The sequence below is a fragment of the Streptomyces sp. NPDC107500 genome (assembly GCF_055582785.1).
Genome location: NZ_JBVJPF010000004.1, coordinates 776865 through 796147 on the forward strand (window position 1 = coordinate 776865; position 19283 = coordinate 796147).

Below are 19283 nucleotides of genomic sequence, written 5' to 3' on the forward strand. Positions count from 1 at the left end.
ACGGCCGGCGTGTTCGGTTCGCCGGTCCGTGGGGAGGCTTGGTCAGGCGCCGGTGAGGCCCTCGGTCATGGCCGAGGTGTTGGCGCGCATCATCTCCAGGTAGGTGCCGGCGCCCTTGCCCTTCTCGGTGAGCGACTCGGAGTAGAGGGAGACGACGTCGACGTCGCCGCCCATCTCCTGGCGCAGGACCTCCGCGAGCTTGGTGGGCTGGGAGGAGTCGGCGAAGACGGTGCGCACACCGGCCTTCTCCATGGCCTGGGTGAGGGAGCGCAGGTCGGAGGAGCTGGGTGAGGCGAGGGTGGTGCCGCTGGGGATGACGGCGCCGATCACGCGGAAGCCGAAGCGGTCGGCGAGGTAGCCGAAGACGTGGTGGTTGGTGACCAGGGCGCGCCGGTTCTCGGGTACGGCGGTGAAGGACTTCTCCATCCAGGTGGTGAGGTCGGCGAGTTGTCCGTCGTAGCGTGCGGCGTTGGCTCGGACGGCCTTCTCGTCCACACCGCCGACGTGTTCGGTGACCTGGTCGGCGATCAGGCCGGCGGCCTTGCGCACCCGGTCGGGGTCGGTCCAGAAGTGCGGGTCGGGCTCGCCGGCCTCGTCCTCGGGCCCGCCGTCCTGCCCGGTGTGGAAGGTGAGGGGATCGGCCGCCTCGCCTGCCGCGAAGGTGGCCACGCCGGACTCACGGGCCGCCTCCACGTGCCGCAGTACGTTCTCCTCCAGACCGAGTCCGTTGTAGACGACCAGGTCCGCGTTCTCGAGTTCCGCTGCCTGTACGGCCGACAGGCCGAAGGAGTGCGGGTCGGCGTTGGGCTTCATCAGGACACTGACGTCCGCCTCGTCCCCGACGATCTCCCTCGTGATGTCGCCGAGGATGTTGGTGGTCACCACGACCCGGGGCCGTTCGTCGTCGCCGCCCGCGCAGCCGGTGGCAGCGGCGAGGACGAAGAAGCTGATCAGAGTCACCAGGGCGGCACGGATCCGTGCCGCGCCCACGCGCACGCTCATCGGCCCGTCTCCACCATCAGGGACGGCCGGACATCCAGGTCGAAGGTGCGGGCCACGCGGAGGTCGTCGTTGTAGTCGATCTCGTACACGCGCTTGCCCGAGGGGTCGTTGAGGTAGGCGCGGCTGCGGTCCACCTCGATCACCGGCGCGCCGGCGCCGTCGGCCCCCGCTTCGGGAGTGGTCTTGAGCAAGGGATCGGTGACCGTGGTCTCCTTGCCGGCGGATATGTCGTAGCCGTGCAGGGCTCCGTCGGTCTCCAGGACCAGCAGCGGGGAACCCTCGCCGGCCGTGTTGGCGGCGGCCACGGGTCCGGTCTCCACCCGGGTCCAGGTGCCCTCGGTGACGTCCAGGACCCAGACGGCTTCCTTGCCCGCGGGTGCCGTGAGGGTGCTGCTGCCGGGGCGGTGCCGGAACTCGACGGCACGCTCCTGCCTGGGCACGTCCTCGCCGTAGGGGATCTTCTCGGCCGTGAAGGCGCCGTCGTCCTCGTGGACGAGCAGGGCGCCGTCGGCGCAGCCGAGGACGATTCCGCGCCGGGTGACCGCGTCGCCCCGCGGGTCCTCGCACTCCGCCTCCGGGGCGGCCACCTGCTTGCCGGACCGGTCGAGCACGGCCACCCTCGCGGGGCCGCCCCTCTCGCCGGTGAGGGCGATCAGGTGTTCCGCGTACGGCACCACGGCGCCGGCGTAGGTGCCCGGGAGCCGGGCGGGGGTGCCGAGGGCGGCCTTCTCCAGCTCGGCGCGGCGGTACACGCTCGCCTTCCCGTCGGCCGACGTGACCACGGTGACGCCCGCGTCGCTGCGGACGCTGGTGCCGGTACCGCCCGGAAGCTCGCCGACCTCCTGGATCTTCGCGCGGTAGTAGTGCACGTGGTCGCCGTGGTCGACCATCCACGCGCCGCTGTCCAGGACCCGGGTGTCGTTCGCACCGTGGAAGTAGCCGAAGCGGCCGTCCGTGGTGAGTGCGGTGACACCGGGCCCGCGTGCGGCGTCGTGGACCTTGCCGGTGATCAGGTCCAGTACCCGGGTGTCGCCGCTGCCGGGGTCGCCGAGCAGGAGTCGGGACTGCTGCTCGGCCGCCTCTGCGGCGCCTTCCACGTAGCCGTGCGGAGTGGCGGAGGAAGCGGGTGCCTCGGAGCGGGACCCGGCATCGTCCTGGCCTCCGCACCCGGCGGTCAGGAGGGCCACGGCCGCCAGCGCCGGGGCCAGCGATGTGACGTTTCTTCGGACGAACAAGGAGATCGCCTCAGGTTTCGTTCGGTCGGGAGGTGGGGGCGCTCGCGGCCAAGGTGACCGCCAGGCCGGGGAGACCGGCGCGGCGCGCACGGCGACGGTGCCGGAGCCCGGACGCCAGGTGGGACAGGAAGAAGAGGCCGACCGCGAGGGCCGAGACGGTCGCCCCGGCCGCGGTGCTCAAGTGCCAGGACAGGAGCAGGCCGCCGAAGGTGGCGGCGGCGCCGAGGACCGAGGCCAGGACCATGACGCCGCTCACGCCGCGCGCCCAGGGCAGGGCGGCCGCGGGCGGTGCGATGAGCAGGCCGAGGACGAGCAGCGTTCCCACGATGTGGAAGGAGGCGACGATGGCCAGCGCCAGCAGTCCCAGCAGCACGGCATGGGCGAGCCGGGGGCGCAGCCCGAGCGTTTGGGCCTTGCGCTCGTCGAACGCCAGCGCCAGGAAGGCCCGGTGACCGAGCACCGAGACGGCCAGCGCGAGCAGCAGGGCCACGCCGAGAAGCACCAGGTCGCTCTCCCGCACGGCGAGGACGTCACCGAAGAGGAAGCCGGTGAGGTCCACCGCGAAGGACTGCGAGCGGGACACGACGATGACGCCGAGCGACAGCATGCCGACGAACAGCAGGCCGATGCCGGTGTCCTGGGACAGCTTCGGGGTACGGCCGAGCGCTGTGACGCCCGCGGTCATGACGGCCGCGCTCACCACCGCTCCCACCAGCAGGTTGCCGCCGAGTAGCGCGGCCACCGCGACGCCGGGCAGCAGTCCGTGGGACATGGCGTCGCCGAGGAAGGCCATTCCCCGGAGCACCACCCACGTGCCCGCGAGGGCGCATATCGCCGACACCAGGAATCCGGCCCACAAGGCCCGCTGCACAAAGGCCGCCTCGAACGGGGCCGTCAACCACTCCATACGAAGACTCTATAATGACAACCATGTTCAATAACAACCCCCTGGCCTCGCCGCACGGCGAACCGAGAGGCGACCGCGTCGGGTTCCACGATCTGAACGCCGGCTACCCGGGCCGCCCCGTTCTCCGCCAACTCACGGCGTCCGTACCGGCTTTGGCCATGACCGCACTCGTAGGGCCGAACGGCAGCGGCAAGTCCACGTTGCTGGGGGTACTGGCCGGAGTGATCACGGCCACATCCGGACGGCTCCACTACGCGGAGGGCTCCCCACCGGCTTTCGTCCCGCAGCGCGGCGCCGTCGGCGACACGCTTCCCCTCACGGCGCGGCAGACCGTGGAGATGGGCCGCTGGGGCGAGCGTGGACCGTGGCGGCGGCCGACCCGGCGGGACCGGGCCGCGGTCGACTCGGCCATGGAACGGCTGGGCGTCGCCGGCCTCGGCGCCCGTCAGCTCGGCGAGCTGTCAGGGGGTCAGCGCCAGCGCGTCCTGATCGCCCAGGGGCTCGCTCAGCAGTCCGACCTGCTGCTCCTGGACGAGCCGACCACCGGGCTCGACCCCGAGGCAAGGGAGCGGATCACGACCCTGCTGAGAGACCTGGTGGGCGATGGCACCACCGTCGTCCAGGCCACGCACGACCTCGGGGCCGCCCGCGCGGCCGACGCCTGTCTGCTCCTCAGCGACGGACGGCTGGTCGCGGACGGTCCGCCCGCGGAGGTGCTCACCCCTCAGGCACTGTCCAGGATCTGGCAACCGGCGTGAAGCCGGGACCGGGCCCGTGTGCGGATCATCGCGGCGCACCAAGCCGGGCGGGGCGGGCTCGCCGCCTCCGTACGCCTGGCCGTTCGGGCAGGAGTGAACGTCCCGGTCTGCGAGTTCGCGCTCCTCACGAGCGCGAGCATCGGGCCGAGGACATCGGCTCCATCCTGGCCTGCACAAATGCCCAGATGCTAGATCTGGTCAGTCGTCCTGCTCCGGAAGCGCGTAGAGCCGGGGAAGGTTGACGACGATCGCCTCCTGCGTGCTGCGCGCGATGACGACCACGGCCTCGTCGGTGGGGTCCGGGTTCTCCTCCCGGTGGGGGACGAACGGCGGGACGAAGATGTAGTCGCCGGGTGCGGTGCGCAGCCGGACCTCTTTGGAGTGGCCGGCCGTGTTGTCGAGGAAGACGAACTCGGGGTGGCCGCTGACGACATAGATGGCCGTCTCCGATTCCCCGTGGTGGTGGTCGGAGGACGATGTGGCGGGAGCGACGTGGGTCTGGCCCATCCACAGTTTCTCGGATCCCACGGTGTGGCCGCTGACGGCGGCGAACCTGCGCATGCCTCCGGTCTGCGCGGTGTCGCCGTCCAGGGAGTCGGCGCGGATGTGGTGCAGGCGGCTGCGCAACGGCGGCCCCACGGGCGCGGTGGCGTCGTGCAGGTGGGGGTGGAAGCCTTCCCCGGGGGTTGTCAGCGACTCGCTCATGCCGAGGACGCTAGGAGCGCCCCGAAAAGGATGTCAAGAGGTGTCCAATGCTCTTCACCTGCGGAAATGTGCCCGCAATACTGTGCGGTCGCGACGGGGAGCGCACGTCGGCGCGGACGGGTCGGGCATCATGAGCGCATGCATATTTCCGCGAAGGCGGACTACGCCACGCGCGCTCTTCTGGAGCTCGCCCGTGAACCTGCCCGTCCGCTGACCTGTGAGTCCATCGCCTCGTCGCAGCAGATTCCGTTCCGCTTCCTGAAGTCCGTGGTGGGTGAGCTGCGCAAGGCCGGTCTGGTACGCAGTCAGCGCGGCTGCGAGGGCGGTTACTGGCTGGGCCGGCCCGCCGAGGAGATCACCCTGCTGGACGTCTCGCGCGTCGTCGACGGGGAGTTGCTCACCCTGCGGGGTGAGCCCCTGGCCGCGCTGGAGTATCCCGGCGCCGCGGCGGGGCTGCCCGGGGTGTGGCGCCGGATCGAGGCGGACGCGGCGACGGTGCTGGGCGCGGTGACCGTGGCCTCGCTGCTGTCCGGGGCGGCGGGCGGACGACTGGCCCGGACAGGAGCCGCGTGACGGTGCCGTCGCACGTGCCGCCGGCCGAGGTGGTCGAGTACACCGATCCCCTGTGCCCCTGGGCGTGGGGGTCGGAGCCCGAGTTCCGCGCGCTCCGTACGGCGCTGCCCGAAGGGGTCCGCGTACGCCGGGTGTTCTGCATCCTGTTCGACGAGGACGACGACCCGGCGCCGGATCCGGTCGCGGAGACGGCTTGGTACGCGGAGTACGTCGCGCGGATCGGCCGGCACACCGGTGCCCCGCGGGCCGGGCGGCTGAGCCGGGTGGCGGCGAGTTCCTGGCCCGCGTCGCTCGTCGCGAAGGCGGCGGAGCTACAGGGCGCCGGTGTCGCCGACCGGGTGCTGCGCCGCCTGCGGGAGACGGTGTTCGTCCTCGGAGAGCCGGCCGACACCGCGGCGCTGGCCCTGTCCGCGGTGGACGGCGTACCCGGGCTGGATCCGGTGCGGCTGGCCGTCGACGCGCGGTCCGGCGCCGTACTGGAGGGGGTCCGCGCCGACCGTGCGGAGGCGCGCCGTCCGATCCCGGAGTCGCGGTCGGTGGCGGACGGTTCGCCGCATCCCGGTGCGGCCAAGGAGACCGTCGACGGCGGGTACCGGTACGCGTTGCCGAGCGTCCTGGTGCGGGGGCCCGAGCGGCGCCGCCTCGTGCCGGGCCGGCGCCCCTATGAGGCGTACGCGGACGCCCTGCGCGAGGTGTGCCCGACACCCGCGCGCGAGCCGGAACGGCTGGCGGCGGACGAGGCCCTGCTGCGGTACCGCAGCATGACCGAGCCCGAGCGGACACTGCTGACGGACGGACCGTGGCCTCCAGTCGGGGCAGTTCGTGTCGAGACGGCCAACGGCCCTCTGTGGCTGCATCCCGAGGAGGCCGCGACCCACCCGGCCACCCGTCGTCGCGTCGCGGGGCATCCCCCGACAGGCTTCTGATCTGCGCTCAGTTCTCCATCCCGCCCAATGAGACACCAATTGGTGTCCATTGACAGGTGATCCTGGATGCCCCCACGATGTGCAGCATGCTCACGACGCACCCCGCAGTGGTGTGCCGCTACGTGGACCTGCGGCGCACCTGTAGCGCTCTCTGTCGCTGACCGGCCGCACAACGCGGCCCCCCGGCGCCCGACGCCGCTGACGGCTCCCGTCGGCCCGGCCGTCCGCCGCCGATCCGAGCCCGCCGACCGCGCCGCTCCCTCGCCACGCTCTTCTCCGCGCTCCGCCGTCCGCTCCCTCGCCCACGGCACGCCCCGGCGTGCCCGAACGGGCGTCGGCGTGGCCGGCCACCGCCCATGCCCCGTCCCCGTTCCGGCTGCCCAGACACGGCTCGGGAACCGTCACAGAAGGTACGACATGCCCGGACGACTCACGCCCCGCCGCCCCGGACCGCTCCGCCGATCCGGCCGCCCGCGTGCCACCGCACTCGGCGCCGCCCTCGCAGCCGTGCTCGTCCCCTGCCTCAGCGCGTGCGGCGGCGACGCGGCCTCCGCGAACGGCGGCGCCACCCTCAAGTGGACCTCGACCTATTTTCCCACCCACTGGGACCCGGTGGTGGGGGGAAGCGGCGCCCAGTTCCGCGAACTCTCGCTCGTGTACGCCTCGTTGACTCGCACGGACGCCTCCGGCAAGGCGGTCCCGGACCTGGCCGAGAGCTGGGAGTACAACGACAAGGGTGACCGGATCACCTTCCACCTGCGTCCCGGACTGAAGTTCAGCGACGGCGAACCGGTGAACGCCGCCGCCGTCAAAGCCGCGATCGAACGCGCCCAGAAGCAGAAGAACTCCGCGCTCTTCGGTGACCTGACGTCGATCGAGTCGGTCGACGCCGTCGGGCTGGACGCCGTCGTGCACCTCAATCAGGTCGACTACCAGATACCCCAGTTGCTCGGACAGAGAGTTTTGCAGATCGCCAGCCCCAAAGCGGCCGGCGCACCCGAGAAGCTGGACCAGAACCCGGTCGGCGCCGGCCCCTTCACCGTCACCCAGATCGTGCCCGGCACCAAGGCGGTCCTGAAGAAGAACCCGGACTACTGGGACGCGAAGAACATCCACATCGACAACGTGGAGCTGACCTCCGCCCCCGACGCCTCCACCGTCGTCTCAGGACTCCAGACCGGCGTCTACAACTTCGCCGACATCGACCCCAGCCAGGCGGAGGCCGCCAAGAAGGCCGGCCTCGACGTCTTCGTCCAGCCCGGGTTCAACGCCTCCAACATCAGCCTGAACATCAACAAGGCGCCGTTCGACAACGACAAGGTCGTCGACGCCGTGCGGCACGCGGTCAATCGGCAGGAGTTCGTCGACAAGCTGACCTTCGGCTACGGCGAGGCGACCGACCAGCCCTTCCCGAAGGGCTACGTGGCCTACGACCCCGAGTCCGAGGACGCCTACCCCTACGACCCGGCCAAGTCGAAGAGGCTCCTCGCAGCGGCCGGGTACGGGGCCGGTGACATCAAGCTCGACCTGGTCATCCCGGCGGAGGACCCCCAGGCGGAGATCGTCCAGTCGCAGCTCGCCAAGGTGGGTGTGACCGTCGACATCAAGATCGACAAGAACTGGGCCACGCCCTTCTTCGCCAAGGACCTCACGTTCTCGCTCTACGGCACCACCGGCCGGGACTCCGCCGCCCAGACCCTCACCGCGCACTTCGGCCCCGACGGGCCGCTGAACCTCAGTTCCCCCTATCAGCCGAAGGGCTTCGACGCCGCCGTGGGGAAGATACGGCGGACCCCGCTGGACGCGCCCGGGTATCCGCGGGTGCTGCGGGAGGCGACCCGGGCCGGGCTGGAGAGCAAGGCCCTGGTCTTCACGTACTCCTCGCCGAACCTCATCGCCAAGAGCAAGTCGGTCTCCGACCTGCCGAAGAACCCCGCCCACATCGACTGGACGGGCGTGACCATCGGCGGCAAGGGGGCGACCCCGTGACGACCGAGGCACCGGCGCGATCCGCACCGCCGCGGTGGGCCGCCAAGGCCCGGGCACCGCACGCGCTGGGCCGGGTCCTGACCACCCTCGCCAGATCGGTCGCGATCTTCGCGCCCGTGTTCCTGGTGGCGACGTTCGTGACGTTCGCGCTGCGCTCACTGAGCGGCCTGTCCCCGGCGCGGATCCAGCTCGGCGAGGAAGCGACCCCCGAGGCCGTCGCCCGGGTCGAGGCGCAGTGGGGCCTGGACCGGCCGTTCCTGGTCCAGTACGGCGACTGGATCGGTGGTGCCCTGCACGGGCAGCTGGGGACGAGCTGGAGCAACGGCGCGGACATCTCCACCCTCATCGGTCTCGGCCTGGGCGTCAGCCTCTCCGTGGCGGTGTTCGCGCTGATCATCGGCGTGACGGTGGGTTTCGCCCTCGGCACGCTGGCGGCGCTGCGCCGTACGACGTGGGTCGACCGTGCGATCACCGGGTTCGTCACGGTGATCTCGGTGATGCCCGCATTCGTCGTCGGCATCGTGCTGGTCGCCGTCCTGGCCGTGCAGCTGCACCTGTTCCCGAGCGCCGGCTACGTCCCCGCGGCGCAGGGGCTGGGACCGTGGCTCGCGCACATCACGCTGCCGGCGCTGGCGCTGAGCTTCGACGTGACGGCCGACGTGGCACGCCAGTTGCGGTCCAGCCTCGTCGCCGCCTACCAGGAGAACTACGTGACGGGCGCGCTGGTACGGGGGCTGAGCCCGCGGCGAATCTTCTTCGTCCATGTGCTGCGCAACGGTCTGGGACCGGCGCTCGCCACCCTCGGCCTGAAGTTCCCGGCCCTGGTCGGCGCGTCCGTGGTCACCGAGTGGATCTTCGGTCTGCAGGGTTTCGGCCGCTTCGCCAACGACTCCGCCCAGGCGGGCGACGTACCGGCCGTGCAGGGGGTTCTCGTGGTGTCGATCGCGCTGGTCGTCGCCTTCAACCTGGCCGTCAACCTCGTGCTGGCACGCGTCACTCCTGCGTCGCGGCGGGGGGTGTGAGTCATGGTCCGTCGCGTTCTCTCCCTCACCTCCGGGCGGGTCGCCGTCACGATCCTGACCGCTGTCGCCCTGCTGGCGCTCCTCGGGCCGCCGCTGGCTCCCCAGGATCCGCTGGCGACCAGTGACAACACCCTGGCCGCCGCGTCCGGCGGCCACTGGCTGGGCACCGACTACCTCGGCCGGGACGTCCTCAGCCGCCTGCTCGACGGGTCCCGGGTCAGCATGTTCGGCGCCCTCGAAGTGGCACTGACCGCTCTGCTGGTCGGCGCCGTCCCCGGGATCCTGTCGGTGTACCTGGGCCGGGTCTTCGAGTGGATCACGCTGCGGCTCACCGACACGCTGGTGGCCCTGCCGTTCCTGCTCTTCGCCGTCGCCGTGATCGCCCTTCTAGGCAACGGGCTGACCCAGGCGATGCTGGTCACCGGGGTACTGGTGTCACCCCTGTTCTACCGGGTCTCGCGCGCCGCGACGCTGGCGGTGGCACGCTCGCAGTACGTCGAGGCCGCGCTGCTCTCCGGCGCGTCCGTCGGCTGGGTGGTGCGCCGTCACGTGTGGGCCAAGGTACTGCCGCCGGTCGCGGTCGCCTTCGCGCAGACCATCGGCGTCGGCTTCGTCATCGTCTCCAGTCTGACGTTCCTGGGCATCGGTGTGCAGCCACCGGAGCCGACCTGGGGCGGCCTCCTCGCCTCCGACCTCGGCTACCTCAGCCACCGGCCATGGGCCCCGCTGACGCCCGCACTGCTGATCATGGTCACCGTCTGGGCGGGCAACCTGCTCGCCGACGCGATCCGCGACGTGTCCGGCGAGGCGGGGCGGGTGCTCCTCAAGGGCCGCGTGTCCCGCACCGACCGAACCGACTCCGCTTCCGCCCCCGTAGGAGGTGCGTGATGACAACAGCGTCCGAGAAGCTGCTCACCCGGGCCGAGGAGGACGGCCCACCCGAACCAAGGGATCGGCGGTCCTCGCCGACGCCCCTGCTCTCGCTGCGCGAAGTGCGCATCGGCGACCGCGGCGACGGCCGGGAGATCGTGCACGGCGTGAGCTTCGACCTCACCCCCGGCAAGGTGGTCGGCATCGTCGGCGAGTCCGGCAGCGGCAAGACCCTGACCTGCCGTGCCGCCCTCGGGATCCTGCCGGCCCACTTCGAGGTCACCGGCGGCACCGTCGAGATCGACGGCACCGACATCACCGATCTCACGCCCGCGCGGTGGACCGCGCTGCGTGGCGCGACGATCGGGGCGGTGTTCCAGGACCCGGCGTCCTACCTCAACCCGTCGCTGCGGATCGGCCGGCAGATCGCGGAGGTCGTCCGCGTCAAGAAGGGCCTCGGCCGCCGCGAGGCACGCGGCCGGGTCCTCGGCCTGCTGCACGCGGTGCGGCTGCGGGACCCCGAACTGGTCCACGACCAGTACCCCTTCGAGCTGTCCGGCGGCATGCTCCAGCGGGTGCTGATCGCCGCCGCGATCGCCGCGGACCCGCGGATCCTCATCGCCGACGAGGCCACCACCGCGCTGGACGTCACCGTGCAGGCGGAGATCCTCGACCTCCTCGCCGACCTGCGCGAACGGACCGGACTCGCCCTGGTCCTCGTCTCCCACGACCTCGCCGTCGTCGCCCAGTTGTGCGACGAGGTACTGGTGATGCGGCAGGGCGAGGTCGTCGAGCAGGGACCGACCCGGTCGGTCCTGGACCGGCCGCGGCACGCGTACACCCGGCTGCTGATCGGCGAGCACGAGCAGTACGGCCTGGAACGCTTCCGCCCGCGGCGGGACCTCGTCGCCCGGGAGGACGCATGACCACCGACCGGCCGCAGACCTCGGCCCGGCCCGTCCTGGACGTCACCGGCCTGAAGGTGCACTACGGTGCACGCCGCCGGCGCCGACGCGTCCTCGACGACGTGTCGTTGAGCGTGGCGCCCGGCGAGACACTCGGCCTCATCGGCGAGACCGGCTCGGGCAAGTCGACACTCGCCCGCGCGGTGCTCGGTCTGGTGCGTCCCTCCGCCGGGTCGGTGGTCGTCGACGGCGAGGACGTCACCGCCCACAGCCCCCGGCAGTGGCGCGACCTGCGCCGCCGGGGTGTGGTCCAGTACGTCTTCCAGGACCCGCTGCGCAGCCTGGACCCGGACCTCACCGTGGCGGAGAGTCTGACCGAGCCCCTGCTCGTCCAGGGGGTGGCCCGTGCGGAAGCGGGAGCCCGGGTGCGCTCCTTCCTCCCCCGGGTGCGGCTGTCCGAGGACCTCCTCGGACGGCTTCCCGGGGAACTGTCCGGCGGACAGCGCCAGCGGATCACGGTGGCCCGGGCGCTGGTCACCGAGCCGAGGCTGCTCATCCTGGACGAGCCGGTCAGCGCCCTGGACTCGGCCAACCGGGTCCAGGTGCTGGAAATCCTGAAGGAACTGCGCGCCACCGAAGTGGCCCTCGTCTTCATCTCCCACGACCTCGGATCCGTCGCCGGGATCGCGGACCGCATCGCCGTGCTGTACCGGGGCGAGCTGGTCGAGACCGGCACCGCCCACGACGTCATCGGACGGCCGCGGCACCCGTACACCCGTCTGCTGGTCGGCTCCGCGCCCACTTTGCGCGGCGCCCCGGCCGACCGTGCCGAACGCGAGGCCCTGCGCGCCCTCCTGCATGCCTGACCCGCCTCTGCCGCGCCACACACCCCCCTCACCACAGACAGGAAGAAGCATGCCCCGGAAGATCCATCTCGCTCTGCATCCCTACGGCGTCGGCGGCCCCGGCCAGCACGGCCTGTGGAAGGACCCCCGCGTCGCGAAGAACGCCAGCATCGACATCGGCTACTACATACGCCAGGCGCAGGCCGCCGAACACGCCCTCTTCGACGCCCTGTTCATCGTCGACAGCCAGTTCATCAACGCCACCTACCCGGCGCACTACCTCAACCGGCTGGAGCCGCTGACCCTGCTGTCCGCCGTCGCCACGCACACCCGCCATCTCGGCCTGGTGGGTACGGCCAGTTCGACGTACAACTCGCCCTTCAACCTGGCACGCCGCTTCGCCTCGCTGGACCACATCAGCGGCGGCCGGGCCGGCTGGAACGTCGTGACCAGCTTCGACACCGGCACTTCGCGCAACTACGGGCTGGCCGAGCACCTCGACTACACCACCCGATACGGCCGCGCCCTGGAGTTCGTCGAGGTCGCACGGGGACTGTGGGACTCCTACGAGGACGACGCCTTCCCCGCCGACGTGGCAGGCAACGTGTTCCTGGACCCGGCCAAGCTGCACGGGCTCGATCACGAGGGCGAGCACTTCAAGGTGGCGGGCCCGCTGAACATCTCCCGCTCACCGCAGGGCCAGCCGGTCATCTTCCAGGCCGGGGTCTCCGAGGAGGGCCGCGATCTCGCGGCGCGAGTCGCCGAAGGCGTCTACGCGCCGGGCGGCTCGCTGGAGCAGGCGCGGGAATACTACGCCGACGTCAAGCGGCGGACCGCCGCCCACGGCCGCGACCCCGACCACATCAAGATCTTCATCCACGGCGGCCCCGTCGTGGCCGGGACCGACGAGGGGGCCCGGCGCCGGGAGCGGGAGATCTTCGAGGAGGACAACGACTTCGACCGTCATCTCGCGCTGCTCGGCCGCTCCTTCGGCGCCTACGACTTCAGCGTGCACGACCTGGACGCCCCGTTCCCGGACGTCGCGCACCTCGCCGCGAAGGGGGGTCGTACGGGTGCCGCGAAGATCATCGAGCGGGCCGAGGCGGAGGGGCTGACGCTGCGGCAGGTGGCGCAGTCCGTCGCCGAGTTCCGCCGTTCGCCGTTCGTCGGGGCGCCAGAGACCGTGGCCGACACGATCGAGCGGTGGTTCGACGCCGGCACCTTCGACGGCATCAACCTGGCCTTTCGCACCCAGGACGAACTGGACCTCTTCGTGGACGGAGTGGTGCCGATCCTGCAGAAGCGGGACCTGTTCCGCACCGAGTACGAGGCCGACACCCTGCGCGGGAACCTCGGTCTGCCGGTCCCGGCCAACCGCCACACCCTCGAGCGCCGTTCCGTCAACGGCTGAGGGGGCCTCCGATGACCAGCGGGAAACCCCGCTTCAGACTGGGCTTCCTCACCCACGTCCAGGGCCGTGACGCGGACCTCTCCCGGACCTATCGGAACGCCCGGGAACTCTTCGTCGCGGCCGACGAACTGGGCTTCGACGCCGGCTGGGTGGCCCAGCACCACGTTCCCGGCGGTGGTGGCGGACTCTCCTCGCCGTGGACCTTCCTGGCCCACGTCGCCGCTCGCACCAGCCGCATCCGGCTCGGCACCGCCATCACGGTCCTGCCGCTCGAGGACCCGGTCCGCCTCGCCGAGGACGTGGCGACCGTCGACACGCTGAGCGGCGGCCGGGTGGAGCTGGGCGTGGGCAGCGGCTCCAGCGACCTGGAGTACGCCGCGTTCGGCCGGGACGCGACCCGCAGGCGTGAACTGACCAGCGAGAACCTCGACGTCCTGAGCCGCGCCCTGCGGGGCGAGGAAGTGGGCACCGTCGGCTTCCGCGTCCAGCCGGCGCCCGGTGACTTCGGCGACCGGATCTGGCAGGGCGTCTTCAGCGCGCACGGAGCCGCCCATGCCGCGAGCCGAGGCTCGAACCTCCTGCTGAACCGGGCCGCCTACGGACACGACGCGCCCACCGACGAGGTGCAGCGCCCCTGGGCGGAGGCCTTCCTCAGCGCCTGGGACCGGCCGCGCAGGCCGCGCATCGGCCTGTCACGGCTGGTGTTCCCCGCCCAGGACCGGCGTACGGCGCTCGCGCACATCGGGGACGACGTCCACCGCGCGGCCCTGCGCATGGCCACGAGCGGAGCCTTCCCCGAAGGGCTGGACAGGGACGAGGCGCTACGCCGCTTCCACGCCTTCCACGGCGCCCCGGAAGAGATCGTCGCGGCATTCAAGCAGGAGCAGGTACTCCCGCTCGCGACCGACCTGATCACCCAGTTCAATCCCGCCGTCCCCGACCACGACGCCACGATCCGCGCGCTGGAACTCATCGCCACCGAGGTGGCACCCGCCCTGGGCTGGAGCCCGGCGCCCCGCGACGAGCCCGCAAAAGCAGGAGTCCGCACATGAGCGACCACACCGACCACCACGCCCCCGAAGGGCTGCGCACCCGCGGCACCGTCATCGTCGTGCCCGGCCGGGGCGAGACCCGGTCCACCTACGGACGGCTGGCGGCACGGCTCGCGGCCGACGCTTACCGCGTCCGGGTCGTCGACGCCCCCGACACCGGTGCCGGCGATCCCGCCGAGGTCCTCGGCAGCTTCGGGGCCCGGCTGACCGACGCGGTGGAGGGGGCGGTCACCGATGGGGACGTGGCGAAGCCGCTGGTGCTGCTGGGGGCCGACGCCGGGGCCGCGGTCCTCGCCGCGCATCTCGGCCGGGCGGCGCTGCCCGCCGGCGGCCGGGCCGTCGACGCGGTCGTCCTGGCCGGGCTGCCGGGCCGTGGCGCCGCCGCTGTCGGCAGCTGGGACGAGGAACTCGACGTACGCACCTCCTGCCCCACCCACCGCGGCACACTGAGTGCCGACACCCGGGTGCGGCGGGGCTCGCTGAACGAAGCGCTCCCCGCGGCCCTGCTCGACGCGGCCCACCAGGCCCAGCTCACCGTTCCGGCCCTGTTCCTCGTCGGGGACGCCGACCCGCTCGCGGACCGCGACGCCCTCGGCCGCAGCTCCGTCTCCCTGCCCCGCGCCCGCCTGTCGGTCGTCCGGGGCGCGCACCACGACGTCCTCAACGACGTGCAGCACCGTTCGGTGGCCGCCGAGATCATCGCCTTCCTGGAGACCGTGCGCAACGAACTGGTCCCCGTGGTCACGGTGGAGTCCAGCGCCTGGTGACGTCCACGCCGGGCCGGTGCCCCTCGCACCGGCCCCCCGCCGAAGTCCGATCGTGAAAGGTGCCCCCATGGCCGCCATCCTGTCCGTCTCCGGAAGCCCCTCCCCCACCTCACGGACCGCTCGCCTCCTGCGCCACCTGGACGACCGGCTCCGGCTGCACGGCCACCAGGTGACGCCCCTCGACGTCCGCACCCTGCCGGCCGAGGCGCTTCTGGGCGCCGACTTCCGTCATCCCGCGATCACCGGCGCCGCGTCGCTCTTCGAGCGGGCGGACGGGGTGGTCGTCGGCACTCCCGTGTACAAGGCCGCCTACTCGGGCCTGCTCAAGTCCCTGCTCGACCTGCTGCCGCAGTACGCCCTGGCCGGCAAGACGGTGTTCCCGCTGGCCACCGGTGGCAGCACGGCTCATGTCCTCGCCATCGACTACGCGTTGCGGCCGGTGCTCAGCTCGATGGGCGCCCTGCACGTCGTGCCCGGCTGGTTCACGCTCGACCAGGACATCACCGTCGACGACAACGGGGCGACCCTCGTCGCGCCCGGGGCCGCCGAGGCTCTGTCCCAGGTGACGGACCAGTTCTCCGCGGCGTTGAGCGCGCGTACGGCGGCGTTGGCGCCGACCGGCTGAGTCGCTCGGCCGGCTTCCGGTCGACTCGAAACGGACGCCCGTGCACGTGCCCCGGTGGGGCAGGCGCACGGGCGTCGTCCCGGCCCTGGCGGCGGTGACCTCAGTGGCGTCGGCGCCATTCCTCGGCGAGCAGTTGGTAGGAGCGGACCCGGTCGGCGTGGTCGTGCGTGATCGTCGTGATGAGCAACTCGTCCGCGTCCGTGGCTTCCTGGAGTTGCTCCAGCCTGTCGGCCACGTGTGCCGGTGAGCCGACGAACTGCGTGTCGACGCGGTCCCGCACGAGCGCCCGGTCCTCGTCGCTCCACACGTGGGCGCGCGCTTCATCGGGTGTCGGGAACTCGATGGCGCCCTCGGCGGTGCGGATGCTGCGGACCCACAGGCTGTAGCCGGTGGCGAGTTCGCGGGCGGTCGCGTCGTCCTCGGCGACGACGACGTCGGCGGAGACGGTGACGTAGGGCTTGTCGAGGAACTCGGAGGGCTGGAAGAAGGACCGGTAGCCGTCCACCGCTTCCAGGACCGTGGCGGGGCTGACGTGGTAGTTCGCGGCGAAGCGCAGACCGCGGGCGCCTGCCGCCCCGGCGCTCTGCCCGCCGCTGCTGCCCAGGATCCACACGTGTACGTCGGCGCCCTCGCCGGGCACGACGTGTGCCTCGACGCCCTCCGGGGAACGGTAGTCGCCGGCCAGCAGGGCGAGGATGTCGTCGATCTGCTCGGCGTACTCCTGGGACTCGGCGCCGGGGAGCATGAGCAGTTTGCGCTGCAACGACACGCGGGGTGAGCCGAGCAGGTGTGCGAAGGAGAAGGGGGGCGGGATGAGCAGGCCGCCCGGTGTGCGGCCGTCGGCCACCGGGGTGGCGGCCGGCGCGGTGGTCTTCGCTGCCGGAGGGCGGCCGCCCGAGCGGCCGAGGCCCAGGTCGAGACGGCCCGGGTGCAGGGCGTCGATCAGGCCGAACTCCTCGACCGTGGACAGCGCGGTCCGGTGGCCGAGCTGCACGGCGCCGGAGCCGAGCCGGATGGTGGAGGTGGCGGCGGCGGTCAGGGCGAGGACGACCGCCGGGGACGTGCCCGCCACCCCCGGGTTGAGGTGGTGCTCCGCGAACCAGTAGCGGGCGTAGCCGAGGCGCTCGGCCTGCCGGGCGAGGTCGATGGAGTTGCGCAGGGCGGCGGCCGCCGTCGAGCCGGAGGAGATCGGGACGAGGTCGAGGACGCCGAGGGGGATGTCAGGCATGGACGGTCTCCTGGGGGTGGGCGGTGGCGGGGAGCACGGGTTCCCAGGCGAACGGGGGGTCCGGGATCTCGCGGCGCAGTACGGGGGCGACCTGGGACTGGAACAGCTCCAGTGAGGCCCGGTGCCGGGAGGCCGTCAGTCCGGCGGCGTCCGCCTGGAGGTGGAGGACGGTGTGCCCGAACCGTTCGTGGTAGCGGTGCACCTTGTCGATGACCTGCTGGGGGCTGCCGATCAGTGCGGAGCTGCGTTCGGCGAAGTCCTCCAGGGTCTCGAAGACGACCGGCAGGCCCGCCTGCTCGGCGAAGGCCCGGTTGGCCTCGAACACCGGCCGGTACGCGGCGAGCACCTCCTGGGACGTCGGTGTCACGAGGATGCCCGCCGTGCCGGCGCCGACCGCGATGCGCGTCGGGTCGTGGCCGTAGTGCTCCCAGCGTTCGCGGTAGTGGCGGATCAGCTCGGCATAGGGCTCGATGGGGTGGGTGACGTTCGCGGAGAACAAGGGGTCGCCGTAGCGCGCGGCGAGGTCGACGGAGTCCTCGCTGGTGGCGCTGCCGTGCCAGACCCGGATGGGCCGCTGGAACGGGCGGGGCCACACCTCGGCGTCTCGCAGGGGCGGACGGAAGCGGGTGCGCGCGGTGACCCGGTCCTGGCACCATAGCCGCCGGAAGACTTCGTAGCTCTCGGCGTTGCGGTCCCACTGGTCCTCGGGGGTCACGTGGAACAGGTCGCGCTGGGCGGCGCCGTTGCCCTTGCCGATGATGAGATCGAGGCGGCCCTCGGAGAGGTGGTCGAGGGTGGCGTAGTCCTCGTAGGCGCGCACCGGGTCGAGGAGGCTGAGCGTGGTGACGGCGGTGAAGAGGCGGATGCGACGGGTGACGGCGGCCACGTGGCTGAGGACGACGGTCGGGGAGGAGGAGATGAACGGCCGCTCGTGCCGCTCCCCCACGCCGAAGCCGTCGAAGCCGAGTTCCTCCGCGAGCCGGGCGCTGTCGAGGACCTCGCGGAACCGCTCGTGGGTCGACGTGCGCACGCCGGTGACCGGGTCCGGCCGGTGCGCGACGAGGGTGATGGCGAGGAACTTCACGAGGCCGCCCGTACGTCGCGTGCGGTGTCCGGGTGGACGAGGCCGAGGTGGTCGCGCAGGGTGGTTCCCTCGTACTCGGTGCGGAAGACGCCCCGCTCCTGGAGCAGCGGGACCACCTTGTCGGCGAAGTCGTCGAGGCCGCCCGGCGTGACGTGCGGCACGAGGATGAAGCCGTCGCACGCGTCGGCCTGGACGAGGTCGTCGATGGCGCCGGCGATGGTGGACGGGGAGCCGATGAAGTTCTGCCGGTTTCCGGTGTGGATGACCAGGTCGCGGATGGACCAGCCGTGGGCGGCGGCCAGTTCGCGCCATTCGCGGGCGGTCGCCGTCGGGTCGCGGTACATGCGGACCTGGGCGCGGCCCTGGGAGATGTGGGCGCTGCCGGTGTCGGGGTCGATGTCGGGGAGGGGGCCTTCCGGGTCGTAGGCGGAAAGGTCCCGGTTCCAGACGAACTCCAGGTGTTTGAGGGCGGTGGCTCCGCTGACCTGTTGGCGGCGGATCTCGCGGGCGAGCTCCTCGGCCTCGGCGTCCGTGTCGGCGAGGGCGAAGGTCGCGGCGGGCAGGATGAGCAGCTGGTCGGGCCGGCGGCCGTACGCGGCCAGACGGGACTTCACGTCGGTGTAGAAGGTCTGGCCCTCCTCCAGGGTGCCGTACCGGCTGAAGATGGCGTCCGCCTCCGCGGCGGCGAACTCGCGGCCCTCGTCGGAGTCGCCGGCCTGGAAGACGACGGGACGTCCCTGCGGGGAGCGGGGGACGTTGAACCGTCCGTGGATGTCGAAGTGCCGCCCGGTGTGGACGAAGGCGCCGGCCTTGGCGTCCCGCAGGAAGGTACCGGTCTCCTGGTCGGCGAGGATCTCGTCGCCGTGCCAGGAGTCGAAGAGTTCGTTCGCCGTGGCGAGGAACTCCCTGGCCCGGAAGTAGCGCTCCTGCTGGGGCAGGAAGCCGCCCCGGCGGAAGTTCTCACCGGTGAAGGCGTCCCAGGAGGTGACGACGTTCCAGGCCGAGCGTCCGCCGGAGAGGTGGTCGAGACTCGCGAACTGACGGGCGACCTCGTAGGGCTCGTTGAAGGTGGAGTTGATCGTGCCGGTCAGGCCCAGGCGCTCGGTGACGGCGGCCAGTGCGGCGAGGACGGTGAAGGTGTCGGGGCGGCCGACGACGTCGAGGTCGTAGATCTCGCCGTCCTGTTCGCGCAGCCGCAGACCTTCGGCGAGGAAGAGGAAGTCGAACTTGGCGCGTTCGGCCGTGCGGGCGAAGTGGGCGAAGGAGCTGAACTCTATGTGGCTGCCGGCCTTGGGGTCGCTCCACACGGTGGTGTTGTTGACGCCGGGGAAATGCGCGGCCAGATGGATCTGCTTCAGGGGCTTGCCGGTCATGTCGGT

General features: G+C 71.9%; 19 protein-coding genes. 12 read left to right on the forward strand and 7 right to left on the reverse strand.

The genetic code is table 11. The features are described 5' to 3' along the window. Nucleotides 1-42: 42 nt before the first annotated feature. Genes aztC through aztB form a run of 3 tightly spaced genes read right to left on the reverse strand, consistent with a single transcriptional unit; the run spans nt 43 to nt 3144 of the window. A complete protein-coding gene (aztC, locus tag ACZ67M_RS20085; RefSeq protein ID WP_469851993.1) occupies nt 43-1002 on the reverse strand; it encodes a zinc ABC transporter substrate-binding protein AztC in 960 nt (319 codons plus the stop codon). After that, nucleotides 999-2237, reverse strand: a complete 1239-nt coding sequence (locus ACZ67M_RS20090) for a hypothetical protein (RefSeq protein WP_469851995.1) — start codon at nt 2235-2237, stop codon at nt 999-1001. Before ACZ67M_RS20090 ends, aztC begins: the two co-directional genes overlap by 4 nt. 10 nt (nt 2238-2247) lie before the next feature. Beyond that, nucleotides 2248-3144, reverse strand: coding sequence for a zinc ABC transporter permease AztB (gene aztB / locus ACZ67M_RS20095; protein WP_361358968.1), 897 nt, complete (start codon nt 3142-3144; stop codon nt 2248-2250). A 14-nt stretch (nt 3145-3158) separates the two neighbouring features. On the opposite strand from aztB, the gene aztA reads away from it, so the two are divergent. Then, nucleotides 3159-3902, forward strand: coding sequence for a zinc ABC transporter ATP-binding protein AztA (gene aztA, locus ACZ67M_RS20100; RefSeq protein WP_469851998.1), 744 nt, complete (start codon nt 3159-3161; stop codon nt 3900-3902). 198 nt (nt 3903-4100) lie between these two features. Here the strand turns inward: aztA and ACZ67M_RS20105 are convergent, their stop codons facing one another. Then, nucleotides 4101-4607 carry a cupin domain-containing protein gene (locus tag ACZ67M_RS20105; protein ID WP_469852000.1) on the reverse strand — a complete coding sequence of 169 codons (507 nt, stop codon included), beginning with the start codon at nt 4605-4607 and terminating at the stop codon, nt 4101-4103. Between the two features lie 138 nt (nt 4608-4745). Between ACZ67M_RS20105 and ACZ67M_RS20110 the strand changes: the two genes are divergently transcribed. The 11 genes from ACZ67M_RS20110 (at nt 4746) to ssuE (ending at nt 15592) form a co-directional block, all read left to right on the forward strand. Further along, a complete protein-coding gene (locus ACZ67M_RS20110; protein ID WP_361650283.1) occupies nt 4746-5180 on the forward strand; it encodes an RrF2 family transcriptional regulator in 435 nt (144 codons plus the stop codon). Continuing rightward, nucleotides 5177-6106 (forward strand): DsbA family oxidoreductase, encoded by a 930-nt coding sequence (locus ACZ67M_RS20115; protein ID WP_469852002.1) that lies wholly within the window; start codon nt 5177-5179, stop codon nt 6104-6106. The genes ACZ67M_RS20110 and ACZ67M_RS20115 overlap by 4 nt, the downstream gene beginning before the upstream one ends. A 417-nt stretch (nt 6107-6523) precedes the next feature. Next, nucleotides 6524-8095: an ABC transporter substrate-binding protein gene (locus ACZ67M_RS20120; protein WP_469852004.1), complete on the forward strand. Its 1572-nt coding sequence runs from the start codon at nt 6524-6526 to the stop codon at nt 8093-8095. A 65-nt stretch (nt 8096-8160) separates the two neighbouring features. Then, entirely contained in the window at nt 8161-9117 is a 957-nt protein-coding gene (locus ACZ67M_RS20125) for an ABC transporter permease (protein WP_469852061.1), read from the forward strand. Between the two features lie 3 nt (nt 9118-9120). Beyond that, entirely contained in the window at nt 9121-10005 is an 885-nt protein-coding gene (locus ACZ67M_RS20130) for an ABC transporter permease (RefSeq protein WP_469852006.1), read from the forward strand. Further along, nucleotides 10005-10913: an ABC transporter ATP-binding protein gene (locus ACZ67M_RS20135; protein ID WP_469852007.1), complete on the forward strand. Its 909-nt coding sequence runs from the start codon at nt 10005-10007 to the stop codon at nt 10911-10913. The genes ACZ67M_RS20130 and ACZ67M_RS20135 overlap by 1 nt, the downstream gene beginning before the upstream one ends. Next, a complete protein-coding gene (locus tag ACZ67M_RS20140; protein WP_361358943.1) occupies nt 10910-11758 on the forward strand; it encodes an ABC transporter ATP-binding protein in 849 nt (282 codons plus the stop codon). The genes ACZ67M_RS20135 and ACZ67M_RS20140 overlap by 4 nt, the downstream gene beginning before the upstream one ends. Nucleotides 11759-11807: 49 nt before the next feature. Further along, nucleotides 11808-13148 (forward strand): NtaA/DmoA family FMN-dependent monooxygenase, encoded by a 1341-nt coding sequence (locus ACZ67M_RS20145; protein ID WP_392016828.1) that lies wholly within the window; start codon nt 11808-11810, stop codon nt 13146-13148. Between the two features lie 11 nt (nt 13149-13159). Beyond that, entirely contained in the window at nt 13160-14200 is a 1041-nt protein-coding gene (locus tag ACZ67M_RS20150; RefSeq protein WP_469852009.1) for an LLM class flavin-dependent oxidoreductase, read from the forward strand. After that, on the forward strand, nt 14197-14967 hold the full coding sequence (locus ACZ67M_RS20155; RefSeq protein ID WP_467322269.1) for an alpha/beta hydrolase: 771 nt from the start codon (nt 14197-14199) through the stop codon (nt 14965-14967). Before ACZ67M_RS20150 ends, ACZ67M_RS20155 begins: the two co-directional genes overlap by 4 nt. Nucleotides 14968-15034: 67 nt before the next feature. Continuing rightward, nucleotides 15035-15592, forward strand: coding sequence for an NADPH-dependent FMN reductase (gene ssuE, locus ACZ67M_RS20160; protein ID WP_469852011.1), 558 nt, complete (start codon nt 15035-15037; stop codon nt 15590-15592). Nucleotides 15593-15692: 100 nt separating this feature from the next. Here the strand turns inward: ssuE and ACZ67M_RS20165 are convergent, their stop codons facing one another. From ACZ67M_RS20165 to ACZ67M_RS20175, 3 genes are read right to left on the reverse strand one after another with little or no spacing between them, the layout of a single operon-like run. Next, nucleotides 15693-16820 (reverse strand): LLM class flavin-dependent oxidoreductase, encoded by a 1128-nt coding sequence (locus ACZ67M_RS20165; protein ID WP_469852013.1) that lies wholly within the window; start codon nt 16818-16820, stop codon nt 15693-15695. Further along, on the reverse strand, nt 16813-17904 hold the full coding sequence (locus ACZ67M_RS20170; RefSeq protein ID WP_469852015.1) for an LLM class flavin-dependent oxidoreductase: 1092 nt from the start codon (nt 17902-17904) through the stop codon (nt 16813-16815). The genes ACZ67M_RS20165 and ACZ67M_RS20170 overlap by 8 nt, the downstream gene beginning before the upstream one ends. After that, complete coding sequence (locus ACZ67M_RS20175; protein ID WP_469852017.1) at nt 17901-19277, reverse strand: NtaA/DmoA family FMN-dependent monooxygenase; 1377 nt, start codon at nt 19275-19277, stop codon at nt 17901-17903. The genes ACZ67M_RS20170 and ACZ67M_RS20175 overlap by 4 nt, the downstream gene beginning before the upstream one ends. Between the last annotated feature and the right edge of the window lie 6 nt (nt 19278-19283).